This is a genomic window from Acinetobacter sp. ANC 3903 (assembly GCF_002135315.1).
Lineage (GTDB): Bacteria > Pseudomonadota > Gammaproteobacteria > Pseudomonadales > Moraxellaceae > Acinetobacter.
This window is the reverse complement of the sequence record NZ_NEGA01000004.1, coordinates 136,442-155,963: the sequence shown is the minus strand read 5'-3', so window position 1 is coordinate 155,963 and position 19,522 is coordinate 136,442. Positions and strand designations below refer to the sequence as shown.

The window sequence follows — 19,522 nt, the reverse complement described above, 5'->3', positions numbered from 1 at the left end:
AATTTAACCATAGATTAAAAAAAATTGCTGATATTTTTCCAGCGCCCAAAAAATAGACAGCCAGTGCTGTCTATTTTTTAATAAAGAACAGGTGCTTATGAATTTCGGCCCATCACCCCACGAATGGTGCTGAGAATATCTGCAGGTAATACCACAGTTTTGGCATTCGGCGATTTAGACATGTCTTGCATGGCTTTGACATATTGTTCACCCAGCAAATAGGCCACAGGAATTTCTTTATCCCCGACAGCCGAAGTGACCATTTCGATGGCACGTTGTGAGGATTCAGCCAACACCACTTGTGCTTCGGCATCACGGCGTGAAGCTTCCAGGCGGCCATCTGCTTCTAAAATGGCGGCCTGTTTTTCACCATCTGCCTTGGTCACTGTTGCACGGCGCTGACGCTCGGCAGCAGCCTGAGCTTCCATGGCTGCCTGCATAGTCGATGAGGGTTGGATATCCTGAATTTCAACGGTTTTTAAGGTAATGCCCCAGTCGGAAATATCATCGGAAATGGCAGCTTTCAGTTTAGCCTTAATGTGGTCACGTGAAGAAAGAGCATCATCCAGATCCATTTCACCGACAATAGAACGCAGTGAAGTTTGTACCAGGTTTTGAATGGCCCAGGTATAGTTTTCAATACCATACACCGCTTTTTCCGGCGTGGTGATATTGATATAGGCCACGGCATTCATTAGCAGCACCGCATTGTCACGGGTAATCACTTCCTGAGAGGGAATATCCAGCACGATATCTTTGGTGGTGACTTTATAAGCCACTTCATCAATATAAGGAATGACAAAACTGAGTCCCGGTCCCAGAGTAGTATGGTATTTACCCAGACGTTGCACGATCCATTTATAACCCTGCGGGACGATACGTACCCCTTTAAAAATGGTCACGCCGGCAAAAACCAGCAGCGCTAAAACAATAATCGTTCCACCAGACATGTTATTTCCTCACTTTATATATTTTCGTTATTTGGATTGTGGGGTTTCACCACAAGATCATTACCCGAAATTTCGATTACGCGTACCCGATCACCCACTTTTACTGGTGACAATGAACGGCAGTTCCATTCATCTGAACCTAAAACCGGCATCGGAAAACGCACGGTAATCAAGTCATGTTGCATATGAATTTGAATGACCATGCCGACTTGACCGATGGTGGCTTCACGCGATAAACCTGCTTTGGTTTTATCAATCGAAAGCGGTTTAATAAATTTAAACCACAGCAAAGTACACAGAACGGACAAGATAATCCAGGTGACCAGTTGGGTGGTAAGCCCCATCATCGGGAACATCCAGTATAAAACGCCCACCATGATGGCTGCGATGCCAAACCACAGTGCAGCGAAAGCGGGGATGACTAATTCAGAAAGCATGAGCAACACACCCAATACAAACCAATGCCAAGGTTCGAAAGCAAATTCCATACATCTACTCGTGTATTGTAAAAATGAATAGAGATCATTTTAGTCTCTATATCAATTTAGCAGATGAATAAGTCTTTGAATATTAAAAAAGCATAATTTTTAAATTCTGGATTTTGCAGTAGGCTTGAATGCAGCGGCTGATTTTTTAAAATCGCTAATCGCCTTGTCAATGGCAACGATTTTGAGCTGGGCTGCTTTCTCACCTTCCAGAATAGACTGATTGCTGGCTTTTAAATCCAGAGTTCCCAAATGCCCCACTTTAGGTTGAATCACCACATTGGCCTGACCCAGTTCTTCATTGATGCTTTGCTGTCCCATAATATTAATGGTCTGATCCAGCAGCCCCCACATATTCAGTGGTTTAGAGCCTTCGGGGCGCGCAGAAATATCCACGGCAATGACGATATCTGCGCCCATAGCTTTGGCTGTTTTTACTGGAATCGGACTGACCAGACCGCCATCCACATATTGTTTTCCGCCAATGGTGGCTGGCACAAATACATTGGGGATACTGCATGAGGCACGCACGGCCTGACCGGCATTGCCTTTAATAAATTCCGCTTTAAGCCCGGTGTCCAGACGGGTCGCGACAGCGGCAAAGCGAATCGGGAACTGTTCAATCGGTTTATTGGCAATGTGCTGGTTCACATAATTCTGCAATTTTTGACCTTGTACAATGCCTTGACTGTTCAGGGTTAGGTCACGGATGTCCGATTCTTTCAGCGTCAGGGCAATTTGCTGCAATTGATACGGTGTTTTACCACTGGCGTAAATACTGCCGACAAAACTGCCGGCACTGGTGCCAGTGACAATTTTCGGTTTAATGCCATGTGACTCTAAAACTTTCAGCACCCCGATATGGGCAAAGCCTTTGGCGCCGCCACCGCCTAAAGCGATGGCAATCACAGGTTCACGCGCTTTTATGCTTGTAGTTTGCGGTGGGGTTTGAGTGGCTTTATCACAGCCAATCAGGCTCAGTCCAAGTAAGCCAATACAGGAATAGTGTGCAAGTTTCATGGTTGAAATTGAACATCAAATCGCCAATGTTGCACACATCACAACAAATAAATTTCACTTTGGCTAGTTGTTTTTTAAACGATTTTGTAAAGGCTTGGCCAGCCAGCCCGGATTTTTTGGAGAAAATTTACCGGTATATTGATCCAGAATCTGTTCCAGATCCTGCTCATAATTTCCAGTCGGGTAGAACACGCCCAGGCAGTGAATGGCCTTGTTTTTGTAATCCAGTGAAAACATCACAATAGGGATGTGGGCACCTACTGCAATACGATAAAACCCGCTTCGAATCGACTCGGCCTGTTTGCGTGTTCCTTCCGGTGCCATACCGACCCAGATCTGCTGTTGCGTATTAATGAAGTCAATAATTTGCTGAGTTGTACCTTGTTGAATGCTGCGATTGACCGGAATCACGCCAATCCATTCCAGCAAGGGTTTCAGCGGTGTGTTAAATAAGGTGTGTTTGCCAAAAACGGTAATTTTAATCCCTAGCCCAAGCAGGGCAGTAAAGCCATGCCAGGCATCTATATTAGACGTATGCGGAGAAATAATCGCTACCGCTTTAGGCAGGTTGGGAAATTCGCCATCAAAACTCCAGCCTTGGGCAAGAAATATCTTTTTGAAAATATTTAGGCTTAAATTTCCGCTACGGGCAGGAACTTGAGCAGGCAATGTAGGAAAATGTTTGATCATGGCCGTTGATTGAACTTCCTGACAAAATTTTATAGGCTTAAAAATATGCTAAGCTTTTGTAAAATAAGATGCATTGGCAAAAAGTACGCAACGATCCAGCTGACTTGAGCACAATGATCAATCTGCTTGAAGTTTCACGATACGACTCTAAAGATATAACTCTACACACATGATTTTAAATGAATAACTTTAAATGAATAATTTGAAAGGCATGAGACTCAGGGAACAGTATGCCGACTTCACCTAAGCTCTATATTTTATTGTTTTCTTTATATTGGGCTCAGGGTTTGCCGGTAGGCTTTATGACCCATGCTTTGCCGGTGATTTTACGTGCCCAGGGGGTATCGCTGGCCCATATTGGCGGCTTTGGATTATTGATGTTGCCCTGGTCGATTAAAATTTTCTGGGCAGCTTGGGTCGATCGTTTCGGTCATGCAGCATTTGGGCATTACCGTAGCTGGATTGTACCCACCCAGTTACTCAGTGTCGCAGTGTTGCTGGGTCTATCTTTTCTTCCCATCCAAGCTTTAAACCAGCCTGAATATTTACTGGCTTTTTTTGTAGCTTTACTCAGCATGAATCTGGTTGGGGCAACCCAGGACATTGCTACTGATGGTCTGGCGGTCAATATGCTACATAGTCAGCAGCAGCATTGGGGCAACACTTTTCAGGTGATCGGCTCACGGCTGGGTTTTATTGTCGGTGGGGGAGCCATTCTGTGGGCACTGGACTGGCTGGATTGGCAAAGCACTTTTTTAATTTTGGCGGCACTGGTATTGCTCAATACATTGCCCATTCTGTTTTTTAAAGAACCGCATAGACTGAAACATACGCCGTCCCTGACTGAAGCAGAAAGCTTTAGCTGGCAGAAAGTAAAAAATTATCTGGCTTATTTTTATCGGACTCCGAATCTTGCTGCATGGCTGGCAGTCCTGATCACATTTAAGATTGCCGATGGCTTATCCGGACCTTTACTGAAACCCTTAATGGTCGATTTAGGTTTGAGCTTTTCGCAAATTGGCCTCTATGTGACCATGCTCGGTGCCGTGGCGGCATTAGCGGGAGCCGGGCTGGCTGGTTTTAGCCTCAAGTTTCTTTCCCGTGCTCAAGCACTGCTGGTCTTTTCCATATTCAAGATTTTGAGTCTGGCGGCTTATACCTGGCTGGCTTTTCAATATGAGGCTCAACGGCATATTGAAACCTGGGTGATTTATCTGATTAATGCTGCTGAAGACATGATTTCAGCGATGTTACTAGTGGTCATGCTCACCTTGGTGATGCAATACAGCCGTAAACATTTGGCCGGCACAGATTTCACTTTTCAGGTTTCGCTGATGGCAACCGTAAGTGGCGGATTGTATAGCTTAAGCGGAATTTTTGCCGATGCACTGGGATATGCCGATTATTTGCTGGCCATTAATATCATTGCGATTCTGTCTGTTGTTTTTATCTTGCGCTGGATCAACTGTGTAACAAAAAAGCCATCCTCCGCCGTTTAATTGTCTGACAAGCTAAAGTACTAAAAAATATATATAAATATAAAATTAATCATTTTGTAATATAAGAGACAGTTGTAACATTTGTTACAAGATAATTTAGGAATCTTAATAAATGAAAGCCAAAATAGCAGCAGCGATTGCTTTAAGTGTATTAGCGGGATCAACTTTTGCAGCGCCAACTCTTTATGGAGAAATTGATGCAAGTATCGATTATTTACCAGAAGATAATGCATCGCCTGTTTCTGATCGTGACGTTGTTGAAGTCAGTTCAAACAGCTCATTTCTAGGTTTAAAAGGTGAAGAAAAACTTAACGATCGTTTAAGCGCAGTCTATGCGATTGAGTGGGGCCTAAGTGCAGATGGTGATAACACAGACTGGACTACACGTAACCGTTTTGTCGGTTTAAAAGATGCGCAATTCGGTACTTTAAAAGTGGGTGCACATGACACGCCATTGAAACAGCTTTCAAGCCCAGTGGATACATTTAATAACTATGTAGCCAACAAAGCCGATGTGACTGGTATTTTTACTGGTGAAGCCCGTATATCGAATGCGGTCATTTATGAATCTCCGGCAATTAAATTGCCTACAGGTGCCATTAAAGTAAATGCTTTATTGGCTTCTGGTGAAGCTTCAGGCATTGCAAAAGGCAATGGCGCATCTAAAACTGCCGGTCGTGGCTTAGGTGATGCATGGTCTGCATCTGTAGTATATGACAGTCCGGTGGTTGTGGCAGGTATTGCTTATGACAAAGCAATTCCAAGTACTTTTGCTGGCCGCGGTTTTTTAAATGCAGCTACACCTGAAGTAACTGCTGGGGCTGCCGGAACTGCTTTTGCTGCTGCAAATACACTTCGTGCCATTGGTCGTGTAAACCTGGATGGTGGTTTGGCACTTAAAGCGCTTTATCAAACTTCTGAAGTTGAAGATGCAGCAGGCAATGATCTATTAGCAGCAGATATTGATGACTCACAAGGCTGGTTAGTGGGTGCGGAATATAACCTTCCGACTGCGAAAGCTTGGACTGTAAAAGCGCAATATAGCCAAAATACCACCAGCTTTAAATTAGCAAAATCAGATTTTGATGCGCAGCAAATTTTTGTGGGTGCAGACTATGCATTTAACAAACAAGTAAAAGCGTATGGTTATGCCGGTTATTTAACGCTTGAACAAGGTGATTTGGAAACTAAACAACCTGTATTAGGTACAGGCTTAGAATACAAATTCTAATGGGTTAGATGCTATTATTTAAGAGAAGGCAGTGTTTTTATTGCCTTTTTTTATTATTTTTTTATATTAAGTGAGTTTTAAGTTTGATATTTTAGATTAACACATCAGTAAAAAGTTTAGCCAACACTTATGTCCAATATCATCAATCCAATACGTAATAAGATAAAGCCGATTTCATTAAGCCAGTTTAATTTATTGCTGGCAATCTGGCTGGGCGCGATTTTAAATTTTGCATTTTTTCAAAAAATACAAAGTCTAACGCCCTATCAAGGTCCTAAAGCCTATTTGTTTTTAATGGCAACCGTATTGGTGATTGTTGCGGCGTATAACTTTATTTTTCAGCTGATCCAGTGGAAATGGAACGCAAAAATATTTGCTTCAATTCTTTTAGTGGTCGGTGGTTTTACGGCATATTTTGTCAATAGTTTGGGCGTGGTGATTTCACCTGAACAGGTTCAGAATATGATGCAAACCGATGCACGTGAAGTCCGAGGTTTAATGTCTCTGCGCTTTGTGCTTTGGACTGTGTTCCTGGTGATCTGCCCGCTTATTTTTGTGGCTTTGGTGCGTATCAAGCCTGAAGTTTTCTTGCCTAAAGCCACAAAAAAACTCATTAATGGCATTGTTTCATTGTTATTGGTGGGCGGATTGTTATTTCTCTTTTATGTGGATTATGCTGCGATCTTTCGGGAGCATCGTGATTTAAAAGGCATGATTTCTCCTCAAAACACCATCGCATCAACACTTTCTTATTATCATAAATCTGCACCGAAACAGAATTTGCCTTTAATTGCTTATGGCGAAGATGCGCATTTGGATCAACCAGTCAGTACCCAGCATAAACCTAAATTGATGGTACTGGTGGTGGGTGAAACTGCACGTGCGGAAAGTTTTTCTTTAAATGGCTATGCTAAAAATACCAACCCTGAACTATCCAAACTGGATATTATCAATTTTAGCAATGTCAGCTCATGTGGTACGGCAACGGCAGTTTCAGTGCCTTGTATGTTCTCGGGCATGCCGCGTAAAGATTATGATGACCAGCTTGCCAGCCATCGTGAAGGATTGCTGGATGTTGCCAAACGAGCTGGCTACAAGGTGACCTGGATTGATAATAATTCCGGCTGTAAAGGGACATGTAACCGGGTGGAACAGTATCAAATTCCACAACAGTTAAAAGATAAATGGTGTGCCAAAGATGGAGACTGTTATGACGAAATTCTGGTGGACAGCCTAAAAGCCTATCTTGCAGGAATTCCGGCAACTGACCAAACGCCACGTTTAATTGTCTTGCATCAAATGGGCAGTCATGGACCGGCTTATTATCAGCGTTCCACTGCTGCATTCCAGCCGTTTAAACCGAGCTGTGATAGCAATGCCATTCAGGGCTGTAGCAGCACAGAATTATTGAACAGTTATGATAATTCGATTGTATATACCGACCATGTGTTAAGTTCGCTTATTCAAGTCTTAAAAACTAATACCAGTTATCAAACCGGATTTTGGTATTTATCCGATCATGGCGAGTCAACCGGAGAGCATGGCTTATATCTACATGGTTCACCTTATGCGATTGCACCTGCACAGCAAACTCATATTCCCATGCTGATGTGGTTTTCACCTGAGTGGAGCCAACAAAATTCTGCGCAAATTGCTTGCTTGGCAAAGCAAAAAAGCCAAGAATTGAGTCATGATCATTTATTTCCAAGTCTGCTCGGCCTGCTCGATGTTCAAAGCCAGACCATGGATGAGCAATATAATATGTTGCAGCAATGTCAATCAAAAAAGAAACTATGAGTTGAACGCATGACTAAAATATTAATGATTGAAGATGATTTTATGATTGCTGAATCCAGCATGACTTTGTTGAAATATCAGCAAATGGATGCGGAATGGGTCAATAATGGCATTGATGGTTTAAAAAGGCTGACACAAGAAAAATTTGATATTGTTTTACTCGACCTTGGCTTACCGATGATGGATGGTATGCAGGTGTTGAAAAATATTCGCCAGCAATGGCCGACTTTACCAGTACTGATTATCTCTGCCCGTGATCAGTTGCAAAACCGTGTAGATGGATTAAATCATGGGGCAGATGATTATTTAATCAAGCCCTATGAGTTTGATGAACTGTTGGCGCGTATTCATGCGTTGTTACGTCGTAGTGGTGCGGAATCCAGCCTGCAAGATAGTTTAAGAACCTTGGCTTATGGTGGTTTGGTGCTGGATGTTGAACAGCATATTGCCAAGTTTCAGGGGCAATATATAGACCTGTCCAATCGTGAGTGGGCCATTTTAATTCCTTTGGTCAGCCATCCGAACAAGATTTTTTCTAAAGCCAATTTAGAAGATAAGTTATATGATCTGGACAGTGAGATAAACAGCAATACCATTGAGGTTTATGTACACCATTTACGCGCCAAACTCGGCAAAGATTTTATTCGAACCATTCGCGGGTTGGGCTATCGACTGGGGCAATTATAAGGTTAATCATTGGTGCAACCACAGTATTCATTAAAAAAACGTCTGATTATTTATATTTCAATTTTCAGTATTGCTTTTGGCTGTCTGCTGGTGTTCTCGGCTTACCGGATTGCGCTGCAAGAAATAAATGAAATTCTGGATGCCCAGATGCAAAATCTGGCAGAACGCGTCGCGCTACATGATCCTGAACTGATTCAAAGCCAAATCGATCAGTCCAAGCATTATCAGGAAGAAGATTTATTTATTGATGTCTGGTCTTATGCAGATCAGAATTATAAAACCCATGCCTTAAACCTGCTGGTTCAGCCCGTAAAAAAAGCCGGATTTTATACCCATAAAACCACACAGGATATTTGGCATACGTATGTCTTGCCTTTAAAAGATAAACAGATTCAGATTAGCCAGCAGCAATCGACCAGAGAGCACTTGGCTTTAGAACTGGCAGCCGGCATGTTCCTTCCTTATTTGCTGTTTATGTCTGTGGTGATTTTGGGGCTGAGCTGGATTATCAGTCGTAGTTTGCAGCCCTTAGATGACTTTAAGGCAGAATTGGCACGCCGTGATTCAGATGAATTAACGGCCATTCAAATGAATAATTATCCGGTAGAAATTGTTCCGACCATAGTTGAAATGAATCATCTGTTTGACCGCATTTCACAATCGCAACAGGAACAGCGCCAGTTTATTGCCGATGCTGCACATGAGCTGCGCACACCGATCACTGCCTTGAATTTACAGATCCAGATTTTGTTAAAACAGTCTCCGGAAGATCAGGATTTACAGAATTTAAGTCAGGGCTTAATCCGTATTCAGAATTTGGTCAGCCAGTTACTCAATCTGGCCAAACAGGATGCCTCTATCATGGAGCTTGAAACCAAACAGCAATTTTTGCTCAATCAGGTTGCGGTGAATTGTGTAGAACAACTCATACATTTAGCCATGCAAAAAGAAATTGATTTGGGGATGGAGCGACAAGAAGATCTGCTGCTGCACAGTCAGCAATCGGCGGTACATTCCATCATTTTTAACCTGATCGATAACGCGATTAAATACACTCCTCATCAAGGGGTGATCAATGTATCGGTGTTTAAACAAGCTGGTTGTGCCATGATTCAAGTTGAGGACAGTGGACCAGGCATTGCGCCAGAGATGTATGAAAACATACTTAAGCGCTTTTACCGGATTCACCATCATCTGGAAATAGGCAGTGGTCTGGGCTTGTCTATTGTAGACAAAGCCACTGAGCGTTTAGGTGGCAGCCTGTCTTTTTCCAAGAGTGCCAGTCTGGGCGGTTTACAGGTGAATGTGCAATTACCCCTGTAACAGGGTTTCGCCTTATGTTTAAGATTGAGGTTTTAAGGAAGCCGGTTTGAATTTTTTATAATTGAACAGATAAAAGCCGACATTCACCAGCCAGATCACCCAGGCAGTCCACAGGTTATGGCTAAGAAAATGTGCACCGCGCATCATTTGTGCCCAGCCCATGGCAAAACCTAAAATCAGGCCAGCAACCAAATAAAAGTAGGCACGTTTTTTATCGGACTGTCTAAAAACAAAATATCCGGTCATTAGTGCAAAGCCAGTAGCAGCATGCCCTCCCGGGAAACAGTGACCCTTGGTGGCAGAAAAATCCCATAAGAAACCCTGAGGGGTGGGAATGGTAATATTCCATGGGCAGGCGTGAGCTGATTGTGATTTTAATAGCCCGATAATTGAGGTCGACAGGATCACCAGCCAAAAGAAATAGCCATAGCTCCAGCCTAATGGTTTGAGTTTTTCAAGCTTGAATGAGGCGAGCCAGAGCATACAGAAAATGACATAGACTAAAATGATCAAATCTTTAACATAGCGGTGATTCAGTTCTGCTAAATACCAGTTGTCACGGAGCAAAAATTTTCCCGACTCACTCACCCAGGGATGAATCAGTGCCAGATCCAGAGAGCCACCGATAGGGAAGCCCACCAAAAGTACACAGAAACTGATAATGAGGAAGCAGCCCTGATAGAGCATGAAGCGTTGCTTATCGTGCATAGTAAAGATGAATCAAGTAAAGTGCTCAGATTACAGCAATAAAAACTTAACTGAGACTTAAGTCATGCTTGAAGATAAGTTAATTTTTTTAAGTAGAGCAAGAAACGATGCCCCATTTTTCATGCAATACTGATAAGTATATCGAAGAAAGAGCATAATGGAATCAAGCTTCAGTGCTAGATTAGCGGCAAGATTTGTATAGGTATTCAAATGACTATTCGTGCTGTTTTATTCGATCTGGATAATACTTTAACGCATCGTGATCAAAGTATTCTGGCTTATAGTCAATATCTGGCACAAAGGTATCAGCATCAATTACAGCCTGAGCAAACCACGAAAATTCAAGCGATTATCCGCCGCATCGATAACGGAGGATATCCAAAAAAAGAATTTTTGACCCATCCCAGTATTGCCGCTTCTGTGGCTAATGCCTTATTGCAAGAATTAAAATGGCACAGCTTACCCGAGCTGGATGAACTGACCCAATTCTGGTTTCAGCAATTTGGGTTATCGGCAGTGGCCATGCAAGGGGCCAACCAACTGCTGAATGAATTAAAACAGCAAGGTTATAAACTGGCAGTTGTTTCTAACGGTGGTCATGCTACGCGTTTAACCATTTTACAGGGTTTGGGATTTAGCCATTTTTTTGATGAGATTGTCAGTTCGGAACTGGTTGGTATCAGTAAACCGAATCCGGAAATTTTTCTGTATACCAGTCAAAAGTTAGACATTGCGCCAGAGCATTGCCTGTTTATTGGTGATCATCCTGTTAACGATATACAGGGCGCAACCCGTGCCGGAATGAATGCCTTATGGCTACAAGGTTTTCATGATTCGGAGGTATCTCAGGAGATCGCACGCATTCAAAGTCTGGCCGAAATTAAGCAATTTTTATGATGTTAAATTTGATGCCGATGTAGATTTTATCTCGCTATTGCATGGGGAATGAAGTTTAAAAAATAAAAAAAGCGACCCTTTCGAGTCGCGCTGAAAATCAAGATTCAGTTTAAACAGTCAAGTATTAAAAAATGGTTTCTTCTGAATTGGCTGAAATTTTATGAATCGATAAATCGGCACCACGGAATTCTTCTTCTTGTGATAAACGAATACCCATGATGGCTTTGAGTGAACCGTAAACTATAAAGCCGCCAGCAAGTGCAATAGAGATTGCAAGCAAGGTACCGATGATTTGGGAAATCATGGAAACCCCCCCCAAACCGCCTAACCATTGTTGTCCAAAAATCCCCACAGCCAAGCCACCGAAAGTGCCACACACGCCGTGTAAAGGCCATACACCGAGTACATCATCCACTTTAAGTTTGTTTTGGGTATAAGTGAAAAGTTTGACAAAAATGATACCGGCAATGACACCAATAATCAGGGCGCCGACTGGGTGAACCACATCCGAACCTGCACAGATTGCCACCAGACCAGCTAAAGGACCATTGTGCAAGAAGCCCGGGTCATTTTTACCCATGATATTGGCTGAAATGGTACCGCCAACCATGGCCATGAGTGAGTTAATGGCGACTAGGCCGGAAATTACATCCAGACGTTGTGCACTCATCACGTTAAAACCAAACCAGCCGACAATTAAAATCCAGGAGCCGAGGGCAAGAAAAGGAATGGAAGAAGGCGGATGTGCACTCACACGACCATCTTTTTTATAACGACCGTAACGTGCGCCAAGTAAAATCACTGCGACCAGAGCAATCCAGCCGCCCATGGCATGCACAACCACAGAACCGGCAAAGTCATGGAAACTGGCACCAAATGTTTTGCCTAACCATGCTTGTAATCCTAAATTGCCATTCCAGGCGATTCCTTCAAAAAACGGGTAAACCAAGGCAACCAGCAATAAGGTGGCAATCGCTTGTGAACGCATTTTGGCGCGTTCCGCAATACCGCCAGAAATAATCGCCGGGATGGCCGCGGCAAAAGTAAGCAGAAAGAAACAGCGCATCAGGTTATAGCCATGATCTGCGGCTAGTGTTGCCCCAATATGGAAAAAATGTTGTCCATAAGCAATGTAGTAGCCCACAAAAAAATAGGCGATAGCAGAAATGGAAAAATCTGTCAGGATTTTACTGAGTGCATTGACCTGGTTTTTGTGGCGGACTGTCCCCAGTTCCAAGAACGCAAAACCTGCATGCATAGCCAGAACTAAAATCGCACCAAGAAGGAGAAAGAGTAAATCAATATTTTGCATTTTATGGCTCCATTTTAGTGCTTAAAATCACAAAAAGATGTTCAGTATAACCATGTGATTGTTTTCGTGAAGATGGTCGAAATTGGGAAATTTTGATTAAACCAGCTCAAAAAATCATAAGACTCGATATAAAGCAAAGAGTTATTGGAAGTGTATTTTTCGCACTATAATAGTGCAATAATTTTTAATATAAATTATATATAAATATATGATAATTGTGGGGAATTTACAGTTTTAAAAGAAGTTAATTTTGTTGAATTTTTATGGCACTGAATAGTGGCAATATTCTTAAGCGAAGATGTTAAAAAATAATTTAAACAATATTCAGTAAAAATGCATGCTGATAAAGCAAATTTAGATGATTTTATAATCAATTATAGTGCATAAAAAAATCTAATTCAGATTTGAGCTGGGATAAAGAATATGGAATGAAGATAAAAGACAGAAATATTGAACATCCATTTTTGATGAATAATTGCTCAATTCTAGATACAAATAGCCTAAACAATTGGTAGTTTTGGTTTTGATCTCAAAATAGCAAGCCGACAAGATAAGTGCTCATTTTATATTGTATTTTAAGGATTAACCTATGAAACGGAGTATGGTTGCTTGCCTGGCACTGTTCGGAATTCATTCTACCTTCGCAGCCGAAGGTACAGTTTTTGATTGGGGATATGAAGCACAGACAGCTGCACAGTGGAGCAAGATCAAACCAGAATATCGGGCCTGTGAGGGCTTGAATCAATCACCGATTAATATTGATCAAACCATAGCTGCTGAACTGCCAGCCTTAAAATTCAATTACAGTTCTAAAGCTGAAACCATCATCAATAATAACCGTACGGTACAGGTTAATTTTCATGAAGGAAGTTCGCTAGCGCTGGATCAACAAAGCTTTCAGTTAAAACAGTTCCATTTACATAGCCCAAGTGAAAATACCATTCATGGGAAAAGCTATGCCATGGAAATGCATCTGGTGCATGCCAATGCACAAGGGGAATTGGCAGTAGTCGCGGTGATGTTTGAACAGGGACAGGAAAACAAAAAACTGAAAAAATTATGGCAAGAATTGCCGAAAAAAGCCGGTGGTACTGTTCAGTTAAAGCATCAGGATATTGCCACAGCCTTTTTACCTGAGCATTTAGACTATTACCGTTTTAATGGTTCACTCACCACACCACCTTGTTCTGAAGGGGTGCGCTGGATTGTACTGAAAGACATTCAACAAGCCTCGAAACAGCAGATACACGCCTTTTCCAGTTTAATGGAACATCCGAATAATCGACCTGTACAGGCCACCAATGCACGTTTGGTTTTAGAATAACCCAATAAAAAAGCAGATCATCCGATCTGCTTTTTATTAATCTTTCATAATTAAATCTTGCAGGATTAGTGCTGAATCTTATTCAGGAACTGCTGTGCACGTTCACCACGCTGGCTATTAAAAAACTCATCTTTGGTACAGTCTTCAACAATTTTACCTTGGTCCATAAAAATGACCCGGTTGGCCACCTGACGGGCAAAGCCCATTTCATGGGTCACACACATCATGGTCATGCCTTCTTTGGCCAGTTCGACCATTACATCCAGCACTTCATTGATCATTTCCGGATCTAGCGCCGAAGTGGGTTCATCAAATAGCATTGCAATCGGGTCCATGCTCAAGGCGCGGGCAATAGCCACACGTTGTTGCTGCCCTCCTGAAAGTTGCGCAGGAAACTTGTTAGCTTGCGCACTCAAACCCACTCGATCCAGATAGGCCAAGCCTTTTTTCTTGGCTTCTGCTTCAGATCGACCCAACACTTTAATCTGGGCGATGGTCAGATTTTCCGTGATGCTTAAATGTGGAAACAGTTCAAAATGCTGGAATACCATACCGACACGGCTACGCAACTGGTTTAGATTGGTTTTCGGGTCTTTAATTGAAATGCCATCGACCAAAATATTGCCTTGCTGGAACGGTTCCAGGCCATTGACGGTTTTAATCAGGGTAGACTTGCCCGAACCGGAAGGGCCACACACCACCACCACTTCTCCTTGGTGAATCTGGGTGGTACAGTCGGTGAGTACCTGAAAATCTTTGTACCATTTACTGACATTTTGCAGATCAATCATCACTTTACCATCAGTCATACAGTTAACTTCCTTTGTAATTTTTTAACGGCATAGGTCGCGATCATACTTACGCTAAAGTACACCAGACCGGCAAATAGGATGTATTGGGTCAATAACGACATCAGGTCGCCGCGTACGTAGTTCGTTCTGAAAAAGTCCAGTAAACCAATGGCATAAACCATAGTTGAATCCTGAAACAGAATAATGGTTTGCTGTAACAGCAAAGGGGTCATTTTACGGAAGGCCTGCGGCAAAATAATCAGGCGCATCGACTGACCATAGCTCATGCCCAGCGCATAAGCTGCCGCAGTTTGCCCCTTGGGAATGGACTGAATTCCGGCCCGGACAATTTCCGAAAAGTAAGCCGCTTCAAACAGCATAAAGGCCACGATACTCGACACCAGTGCCGTATCAATGGTCAGGTAATTCCCCGTGATCGCAGTATAGATAAACGGCACCGCAAAATAGAACCACATCAGCACCAGCAGCAATGGAATTGAACGGAATAGATTGACATAGCCTTGCGCAAATAAATTCAGTACTTTAAATGACGATAAGCGCATCAAGGCCAGCAGGGTACCAATCAAAATCCCGCCGATGGTCGCACTGATGACCACTTTTAAGGTAATGCTCATACCATGCCATAGGGCAGGAGCCGAGAGTTGTAAGTCATTTAAAAATGCAGTGAGCCATTCCATTATTTATCTCCTGCAATCAGACCGGGAACACGTAAGCGTTTTTCCAGCATGTACATGGCCTGAATTAAACAAAAGTTAATTACAATAAAAATGATGGTCACATAGGTATAAATTTCGATGGTGTTCTGGGTGTATTCACTGATGGTTTTCATCTGGGAAATAATTTCGGCCACGCCCACCAATGAAGCAATAGAGGTATTTTTGACACAGTTGGTTAGTTCGGAACTGAGCGGTGGCAAAATCATGCGGAACGATTGCGGCAAAATAACATAACGGTATAGCTGAGCAGTGCTAAAGCCCATGGCATAACCGGCATTGACCTGACCGACCGGCAAAGCTTCGATGCCAGTACGCACCTGTTCGCAAACACGTGCTGCGGTAAATAGCCCCAAACCGACACTGGCTGAAATCAGTGCTGTGGTATTGGCACCCAGATCATTCATCCACCATAATTTAATCGGTGTGGGTAAAAAGTTGGGAACCACATAAAACCAGATAAATAATTGAATCAGCAGGGGAACATTACGAAACAGGGTAACATAAGCGGTACCGATGCCACGCGCGGTTGGACTGGGTAAGGTACGCATAATGCCCAGTATGCTGCCCAAAATCAGGGCAATGCTCCAGGCCACCACGGCAATGACCAGCAGCCAGCCCAGACCGGTCACAATCCAGTTCCAATAGGTTGTGTCGCCCACCCCGGTGGGCTGAAATAAGACTCCCCAGTTCCAACTATAATTCATAGTAACTCCTGAGTAGCATCAGGCAAAAAATCCTTTCCCTGCCTGATGTATAAAGTTGTTGTTCTAATGTTTATTGGTCGCGATCATGTGGATTGCTGATTAAAGCCTTCAACTGATCGGACATCTGGAAGTTCAGGTTAATATTTTTTGGTGGAATCGGTTGCTGGAACCATTTTTCATACATCTTGTTGATTTCACCGGAGCTATAGGTGGCCTTGATGGCATCATCCACCACCTGTTTAAAGCCGGTATCACCCTTACGCAGCATACAGCCGTAAATTTCGTGAATCGGTGCCGTACCGACAATCTCCCATTTGTTTGGATCAGCCGCCTTGGATTTTTCACCGGCCAGCAAGATATCATCCATCATAAATGCCGCAGCGTGACCGTTTTGCAGCATCAGGAAAGATTCGGCATGGTCTTTGGCCGAAATGATTTCGCCGATACCCAATTCCTGCTGATGCTGACGGATATAACGTTCCGATGTTGTTCCCGCCGTAGTGACCAGTTTTTTACCTTTCAGGTCGGCAAAATCTTTCACTCCGGAATCTTTAGCGGTAAGCAGGCGAGAACCGACTTCAAAGAAACCGACCGAGAAATCGACCTGTTGCTGACGTTCCTTGTTATTTGTCGTTGAGCCGCATTCCAGATCCACCGTACCGTTTGATACCAGCGGAATACGATTTTGGCTGGTCACCAGGTTATAGCGAATTTTCAAATCCGGCATATTCAGTTTTTTCTTCACCGCATCTACAACTTTTAGCTGTAAATCATGTGCATAACCCACCGGCTGATTTGGATTGTCGGCAATATAGGAGAATGGAATAGAAGAATCACGATAGCCCAAAACAATGGTGCCAGATTTTTTAATCTTGTCCAGCGTACCTGAAGCAGAGGCATCTCCGCCGGCAGGCTTTTCAGAAGATGGAGCTTTATTATCACTACACGCACTCAGACCAAGCATGAGTGCGCTTGCACAAAGTAGGGAGGTGATACTGCGTTTATGGGTCATGTATAAAACTCCTTTTTTATTTCATTATCATCAAGTGCCTAGCGGTGAATAAAAGCCGCTTATATTGTTATGCAAAAGATGTTTTTCTTTTCTGTACATAAATAGATCAGATTTCATCTTAAGCGAGTTTTTAAGGATTGCTCAAGCAAATTTTTTTACCGTTTTGTTACCAATAAATGATTATGAAATAAATGTTTTTTGCTGGGGTATCGTTTTTAAAATACAGTTTTATTTCAGCAGAAGTGATCTGTAAGTATGCTGGATTCAGATTCGATCCAGTGAAATCTTTACGCTATTTTCTCTGTGTATTCTTTATAAAATTCATTCATATTTTAGGATTATCCAATCCGACGGGTATTCATTGCTTTGGTCCAGTCATGGTCTCCACAGCGGTCACATTGCTGTTTCGGGCGGGATAGAAAACGAACATTCCCGCAATAAATACAGGCATAACGAATATCTGGCTCGACTGTATCGACAATATGGCAAGCTTTGGGAAATAAGGGCAGACCGTACCTCACCTGGTCGTGGGGAAAAAACAGGATACTGAAGGTTCCATCTGTTTCCAGTAAGGCGGTTCTGATTTGCCCCAAGTGTTCGGTATTTTGCTGGCGCATTTCGGCAAAAAATTCATCATGTGACATTGAACCTTTTTTGATTTTATCCAGTACCAGTTCACCATCTTCTACAATATACAGCACCTTACCTTCAATTAAGTCTTCAAACCATTGATATTTCATCATCAGCCAAGTGGTCAGGCGGTACATGATAATAATGACAAACATGACAATCACGGCCTGAATCAGGGGAATATCTTCGGTAAACATCGGGTCACCGGCAATCGAACCCAAAGCCAGAATAATGGCGACTTCAAAGATCGAGAGCTGCCGTACACCACGTTTTCCGGTCAGGCGTAAAAACAGCATAATCAGTAGATACATGGTGACACAGCGAATCAGAATTTCTCCGACAAAAGGCCAGCTGGTGTCATAGATAAAAATATCCAATAAATCCATTTAGTTTCCTTTTCTCTTTGTTATTAAGGAATTTAGCAAGTTTTAGCACAGTAAAACTGTAGAGTTGTGTAGCAATTTAGATGTGAGATGATTCCAAGTTAAGTTGAAGAAAAATAAAATGTTAAAATAAAAATACCTATTCAAAATTGCTGCGATTTGCAGGTGAACTGCAAACTGATGTTACATTCACGCGTTGCTCTCCCAACAATAGATCTGAAGTGCCATTGAGCAAGCTAAGAGGGTTACCGAGATAAATAAGCTATAATTTCTCTTTTGCCTGCTTCTGTCTTATGTCTTTCGATTTAAAAACCACGATTCAGCCGAATATCGAACGTTCAACGCCTGAGAAAAAGCTGAATCGTTTAATTGATGAGATTGAACAGCAAAAATTATTGCTTGCCGCGTGGCAAAATGCCAAAGATGAAATTCGTGCCTATAGTCAAAAAGCACTGATGCCTGCCTATCATGAGTTGTATACAACGCTGTATGAGCAAATGCAGGTGCTTTGGAATAGCCTAAGTTGTTATGACTTAAGCAAGTCTGATACAGCACAGGTCGATAGTAAAATTCAGGCATTAGCTCGATTGTTAAAAGATTCGAATATGCTGAGTCAAAAGCAACTGGATGAAGTTGAGAAAATGCATGCTTACTATCAGCAGGCGAGTGAATACACCCAGAAAAAGAAATCTAAAAAGAAAATGACGGAATCTTTTGATGAATTTGAAAATCTAGATGCTGAAGATGAAAGTTTTGAAGAAGACTGGAATAGCGAACAATACCAGCAAGCAAAAGATCAAGCCAAATTAAAACGTCAGCAAGATAAACAGGCACAAGCTGAAAAGATCGTGAATCAATCGCTTAAGACTGTGTATTTAAAAATTGCTTCAATTATTCACCCTGACCGTGAACCTGATGAATCTAAAAAAGCCGAAAAGACCGAGCTATTACAACGTGCCAATGAAGCCTATGAACAGGAAGATTTATTCTTTTTACTGAAATTTCAGCTTGAAGTAGAACAAAGTAAAAATGGTTCAAATAAAGGTTTAAGCGCAGAGCAAGTGAAGTTTTACCAACAGGCTTTGGAAGCGCAAAGCCAAGCATTGAAGAAGCAGATTCAGGAATTGATCGATTCTTTGGTTTGGTCGAATAAAGCCAAAATCGCGGTGCAGAAGTCAAAAGGGCAACTCAATATTTCAGATTTATATAAGCAGATTGATGCGGATGTGTCTGCGGTGAAGCAACAGTTAAAAGCAGAAAAGCAAAGATTGATGTATATGGGGAAAGAGAGTGGGTTGGAGATGTTGTTGGAGCATCAAGTTCTTTAGTTTCCCTCACCCCC

General features: G+C 42.4%; 19 protein-coding genes. 8 read left to right on the top strand and 11 right to left on the bottom strand.

What is annotated here, in order from left to right; translation table 11 throughout:
- Positions 1-95: 95 nt before the first annotated feature.
- From B9T29_RS04275 to B9T29_RS04260, 4 genes are all read right to left on the bottom strand, one after another.
- Complete coding sequence (locus B9T29_RS04275) at positions 96-950, bottom strand: SPFH domain-containing protein (protein WP_086174729.1); 855 nt, start codon at positions 948-950, stop codon at positions 96-98.
- A 14-nt stretch (positions 951-964) separates the two neighbouring features.
- Positions 965-1,438, bottom strand: coding sequence for an NfeD family protein (locus B9T29_RS04270; RefSeq protein ID WP_086174728.1), 474 nt, complete (start codon positions 1,436-1,438; stop codon positions 965-967).
- Between the two features lie 99 nt (positions 1,439-1,537).
- Positions 1,538-2,455, bottom strand: coding sequence for a patatin-like phospholipase family protein (locus B9T29_RS04265; protein WP_086174727.1), 918 nt, complete (start codon positions 2,453-2,455; stop codon positions 1,538-1,540).
- Between the two features lie 63 nt (positions 2,456-2,518).
- Positions 2,519-3,145 (bottom strand): 1-acyl-sn-glycerol-3-phosphate acyltransferase, encoded by a 627-nt coding sequence (locus B9T29_RS04260; protein WP_086174726.1) that lies wholly within the window; start codon positions 3,143-3,145, stop codon positions 2,519-2,521.
- Between the two features lie 230 nt (positions 3,146-3,375).
- Here B9T29_RS04260 and B9T29_RS04255 point away from each other — a divergent pair, with 230 nt between their 5' ends.
- From B9T29_RS04255 to B9T29_RS04235, 5 genes are all read left to right on the top strand, one after another.
- Positions 3,376-4,644, top strand: coding sequence for an MFS transporter (locus tag B9T29_RS04255; RefSeq protein WP_086174725.1), 1,269 nt, complete (start codon positions 3,376-3,378; stop codon positions 4,642-4,644).
- A gap of 112 nt (positions 4,645-4,756) precedes the next feature.
- Positions 4,757-5,875, top strand: coding sequence for a porin (locus B9T29_RS04250; RefSeq protein WP_086174724.1), 1,119 nt, complete (start codon positions 4,757-4,759; stop codon positions 5,873-5,875).
- Positions 5,876-6,004: 129 nt separating this feature from the next.
- Positions 6,005-7,672, top strand: a complete 1,668-nt coding sequence (locus B9T29_RS04245; RefSeq protein ID WP_086174723.1) for a phosphoethanolamine transferase — start codon at positions 6,005-6,007, stop codon at positions 7,670-7,672.
- Between the two features lie 9 nt (positions 7,673-7,681).
- A complete protein-coding gene (locus tag B9T29_RS04240; RefSeq protein ID WP_086174722.1) occupies positions 7,682-8,359 on the top strand; it encodes a response regulator transcription factor in 678 nt (225 codons plus the stop codon).
- A 12-nt stretch (positions 8,360-8,371) separates the two neighbouring features.
- A complete protein-coding gene (locus B9T29_RS04235; RefSeq protein WP_086174721.1) occupies positions 8,372-9,682 on the top strand; it encodes a sensor histidine kinase in 1,311 nt (436 codons plus the stop codon).
- A gap of 18 nt (positions 9,683-9,700) precedes the next feature.
- On the opposite strand, the gene B9T29_RS04230 is transcribed toward B9T29_RS04235, so the two are convergent.
- Complete coding sequence (locus B9T29_RS04230) at positions 9,701-10,390, bottom strand: phosphatase PAP2 family protein (RefSeq protein WP_086174720.1); 690 nt, start codon at positions 10,388-10,390, stop codon at positions 9,701-9,703.
- Between the two features lie 210 nt (positions 10,391-10,600).
- Here B9T29_RS04230 and B9T29_RS04225 point away from each other — a divergent pair, with 210 nt between their 5' ends.
- Positions 10,601-11,287: an HAD family hydrolase gene (locus B9T29_RS04225; protein ID WP_086174719.1), complete on the top strand. Its 687-nt coding sequence runs from the start codon at positions 10,601-10,603 to the stop codon at positions 11,285-11,287.
- A gap of 124 nt (positions 11,288-11,411) precedes the next feature.
- Here B9T29_RS04225 and B9T29_RS04220 read toward each other — a convergent pair whose 3' ends face one another.
- Positions 11,412-12,599: an ammonium transporter gene (locus B9T29_RS04220; RefSeq protein WP_086174718.1), complete on the bottom strand. Its 1,188-nt coding sequence runs from the start codon at positions 12,597-12,599 to the stop codon at positions 11,412-11,414.
- Positions 12,600-13,188: 589 nt separating this feature from the next.
- Between B9T29_RS04220 and B9T29_RS04215 the strand changes: the two genes are divergently transcribed.
- Positions 13,189-13,923, top strand: a complete 735-nt coding sequence (locus B9T29_RS04215; RefSeq protein WP_086174717.1) for a carbonic anhydrase — start codon at positions 13,189-13,191, stop codon at positions 13,921-13,923.
- A gap of 65 nt (positions 13,924-13,988) precedes the next feature.
- Here B9T29_RS04215 and B9T29_RS04210 read toward each other — a convergent pair whose 3' ends face one another.
- The 5 genes from B9T29_RS04210 to B9T29_RS04190 all read right to left on the bottom strand — a co-directional run bounded on the left by B9T29_RS04210 (position 13,989) and on the right by B9T29_RS04190 (position 18,183).
- Entirely contained in the window at positions 13,989-14,714 is a 726-nt protein-coding gene (locus B9T29_RS04210; RefSeq protein WP_171263974.1) for an amino acid ABC transporter ATP-binding protein, read from the bottom strand.
- Positions 14,715-14,728: 14 nt separating this feature from the next.
- Complete coding sequence (locus B9T29_RS04205; RefSeq protein ID WP_086174715.1) at positions 14,729-15,412, bottom strand: ABC transporter permease subunit; 684 nt, start codon at positions 15,410-15,412, stop codon at positions 14,729-14,731.
- Positions 15,412-16,155: an amino acid ABC transporter permease gene (locus B9T29_RS04200; RefSeq protein WP_086174714.1), complete on the bottom strand. Its 744-nt coding sequence runs from the start codon at positions 16,153-16,155 to the stop codon at positions 15,412-15,414. The genes B9T29_RS04205 and B9T29_RS04200 overlap by 1 nt, the downstream gene beginning before the upstream one ends.
- A 70-nt stretch (positions 16,156-16,225) precedes the next feature.
- A complete protein-coding gene (locus B9T29_RS04195; protein WP_086174713.1) occupies positions 16,226-17,167 on the bottom strand; it encodes a transporter substrate-binding domain-containing protein in 942 nt (313 codons plus the stop codon).
- 338 nt (positions 17,168-17,505) lie between these two features.
- The gene (locus tag B9T29_RS04190; RefSeq protein WP_086174712.1) at positions 17,506-18,183 is read right to left on the bottom strand and encodes a DUF421 domain-containing protein; all 678 of its coding nucleotides are present in this window, start codon (positions 18,181-18,183) and stop codon (positions 17,506-17,508) included.
- A gap of 290 nt (positions 18,184-18,473) precedes the next feature.
- On the opposite strand from B9T29_RS04190, the gene B9T29_RS04185 reads away from it, so the two are divergent.
- A complete protein-coding gene (locus tag B9T29_RS04185; RefSeq protein ID WP_086174711.1) occupies positions 18,474-19,508 on the top strand; it encodes a hypothetical protein in 1,035 nt (344 codons plus the stop codon).
- Positions 19,509-19,522: the final 14 nt, after the last annotated feature.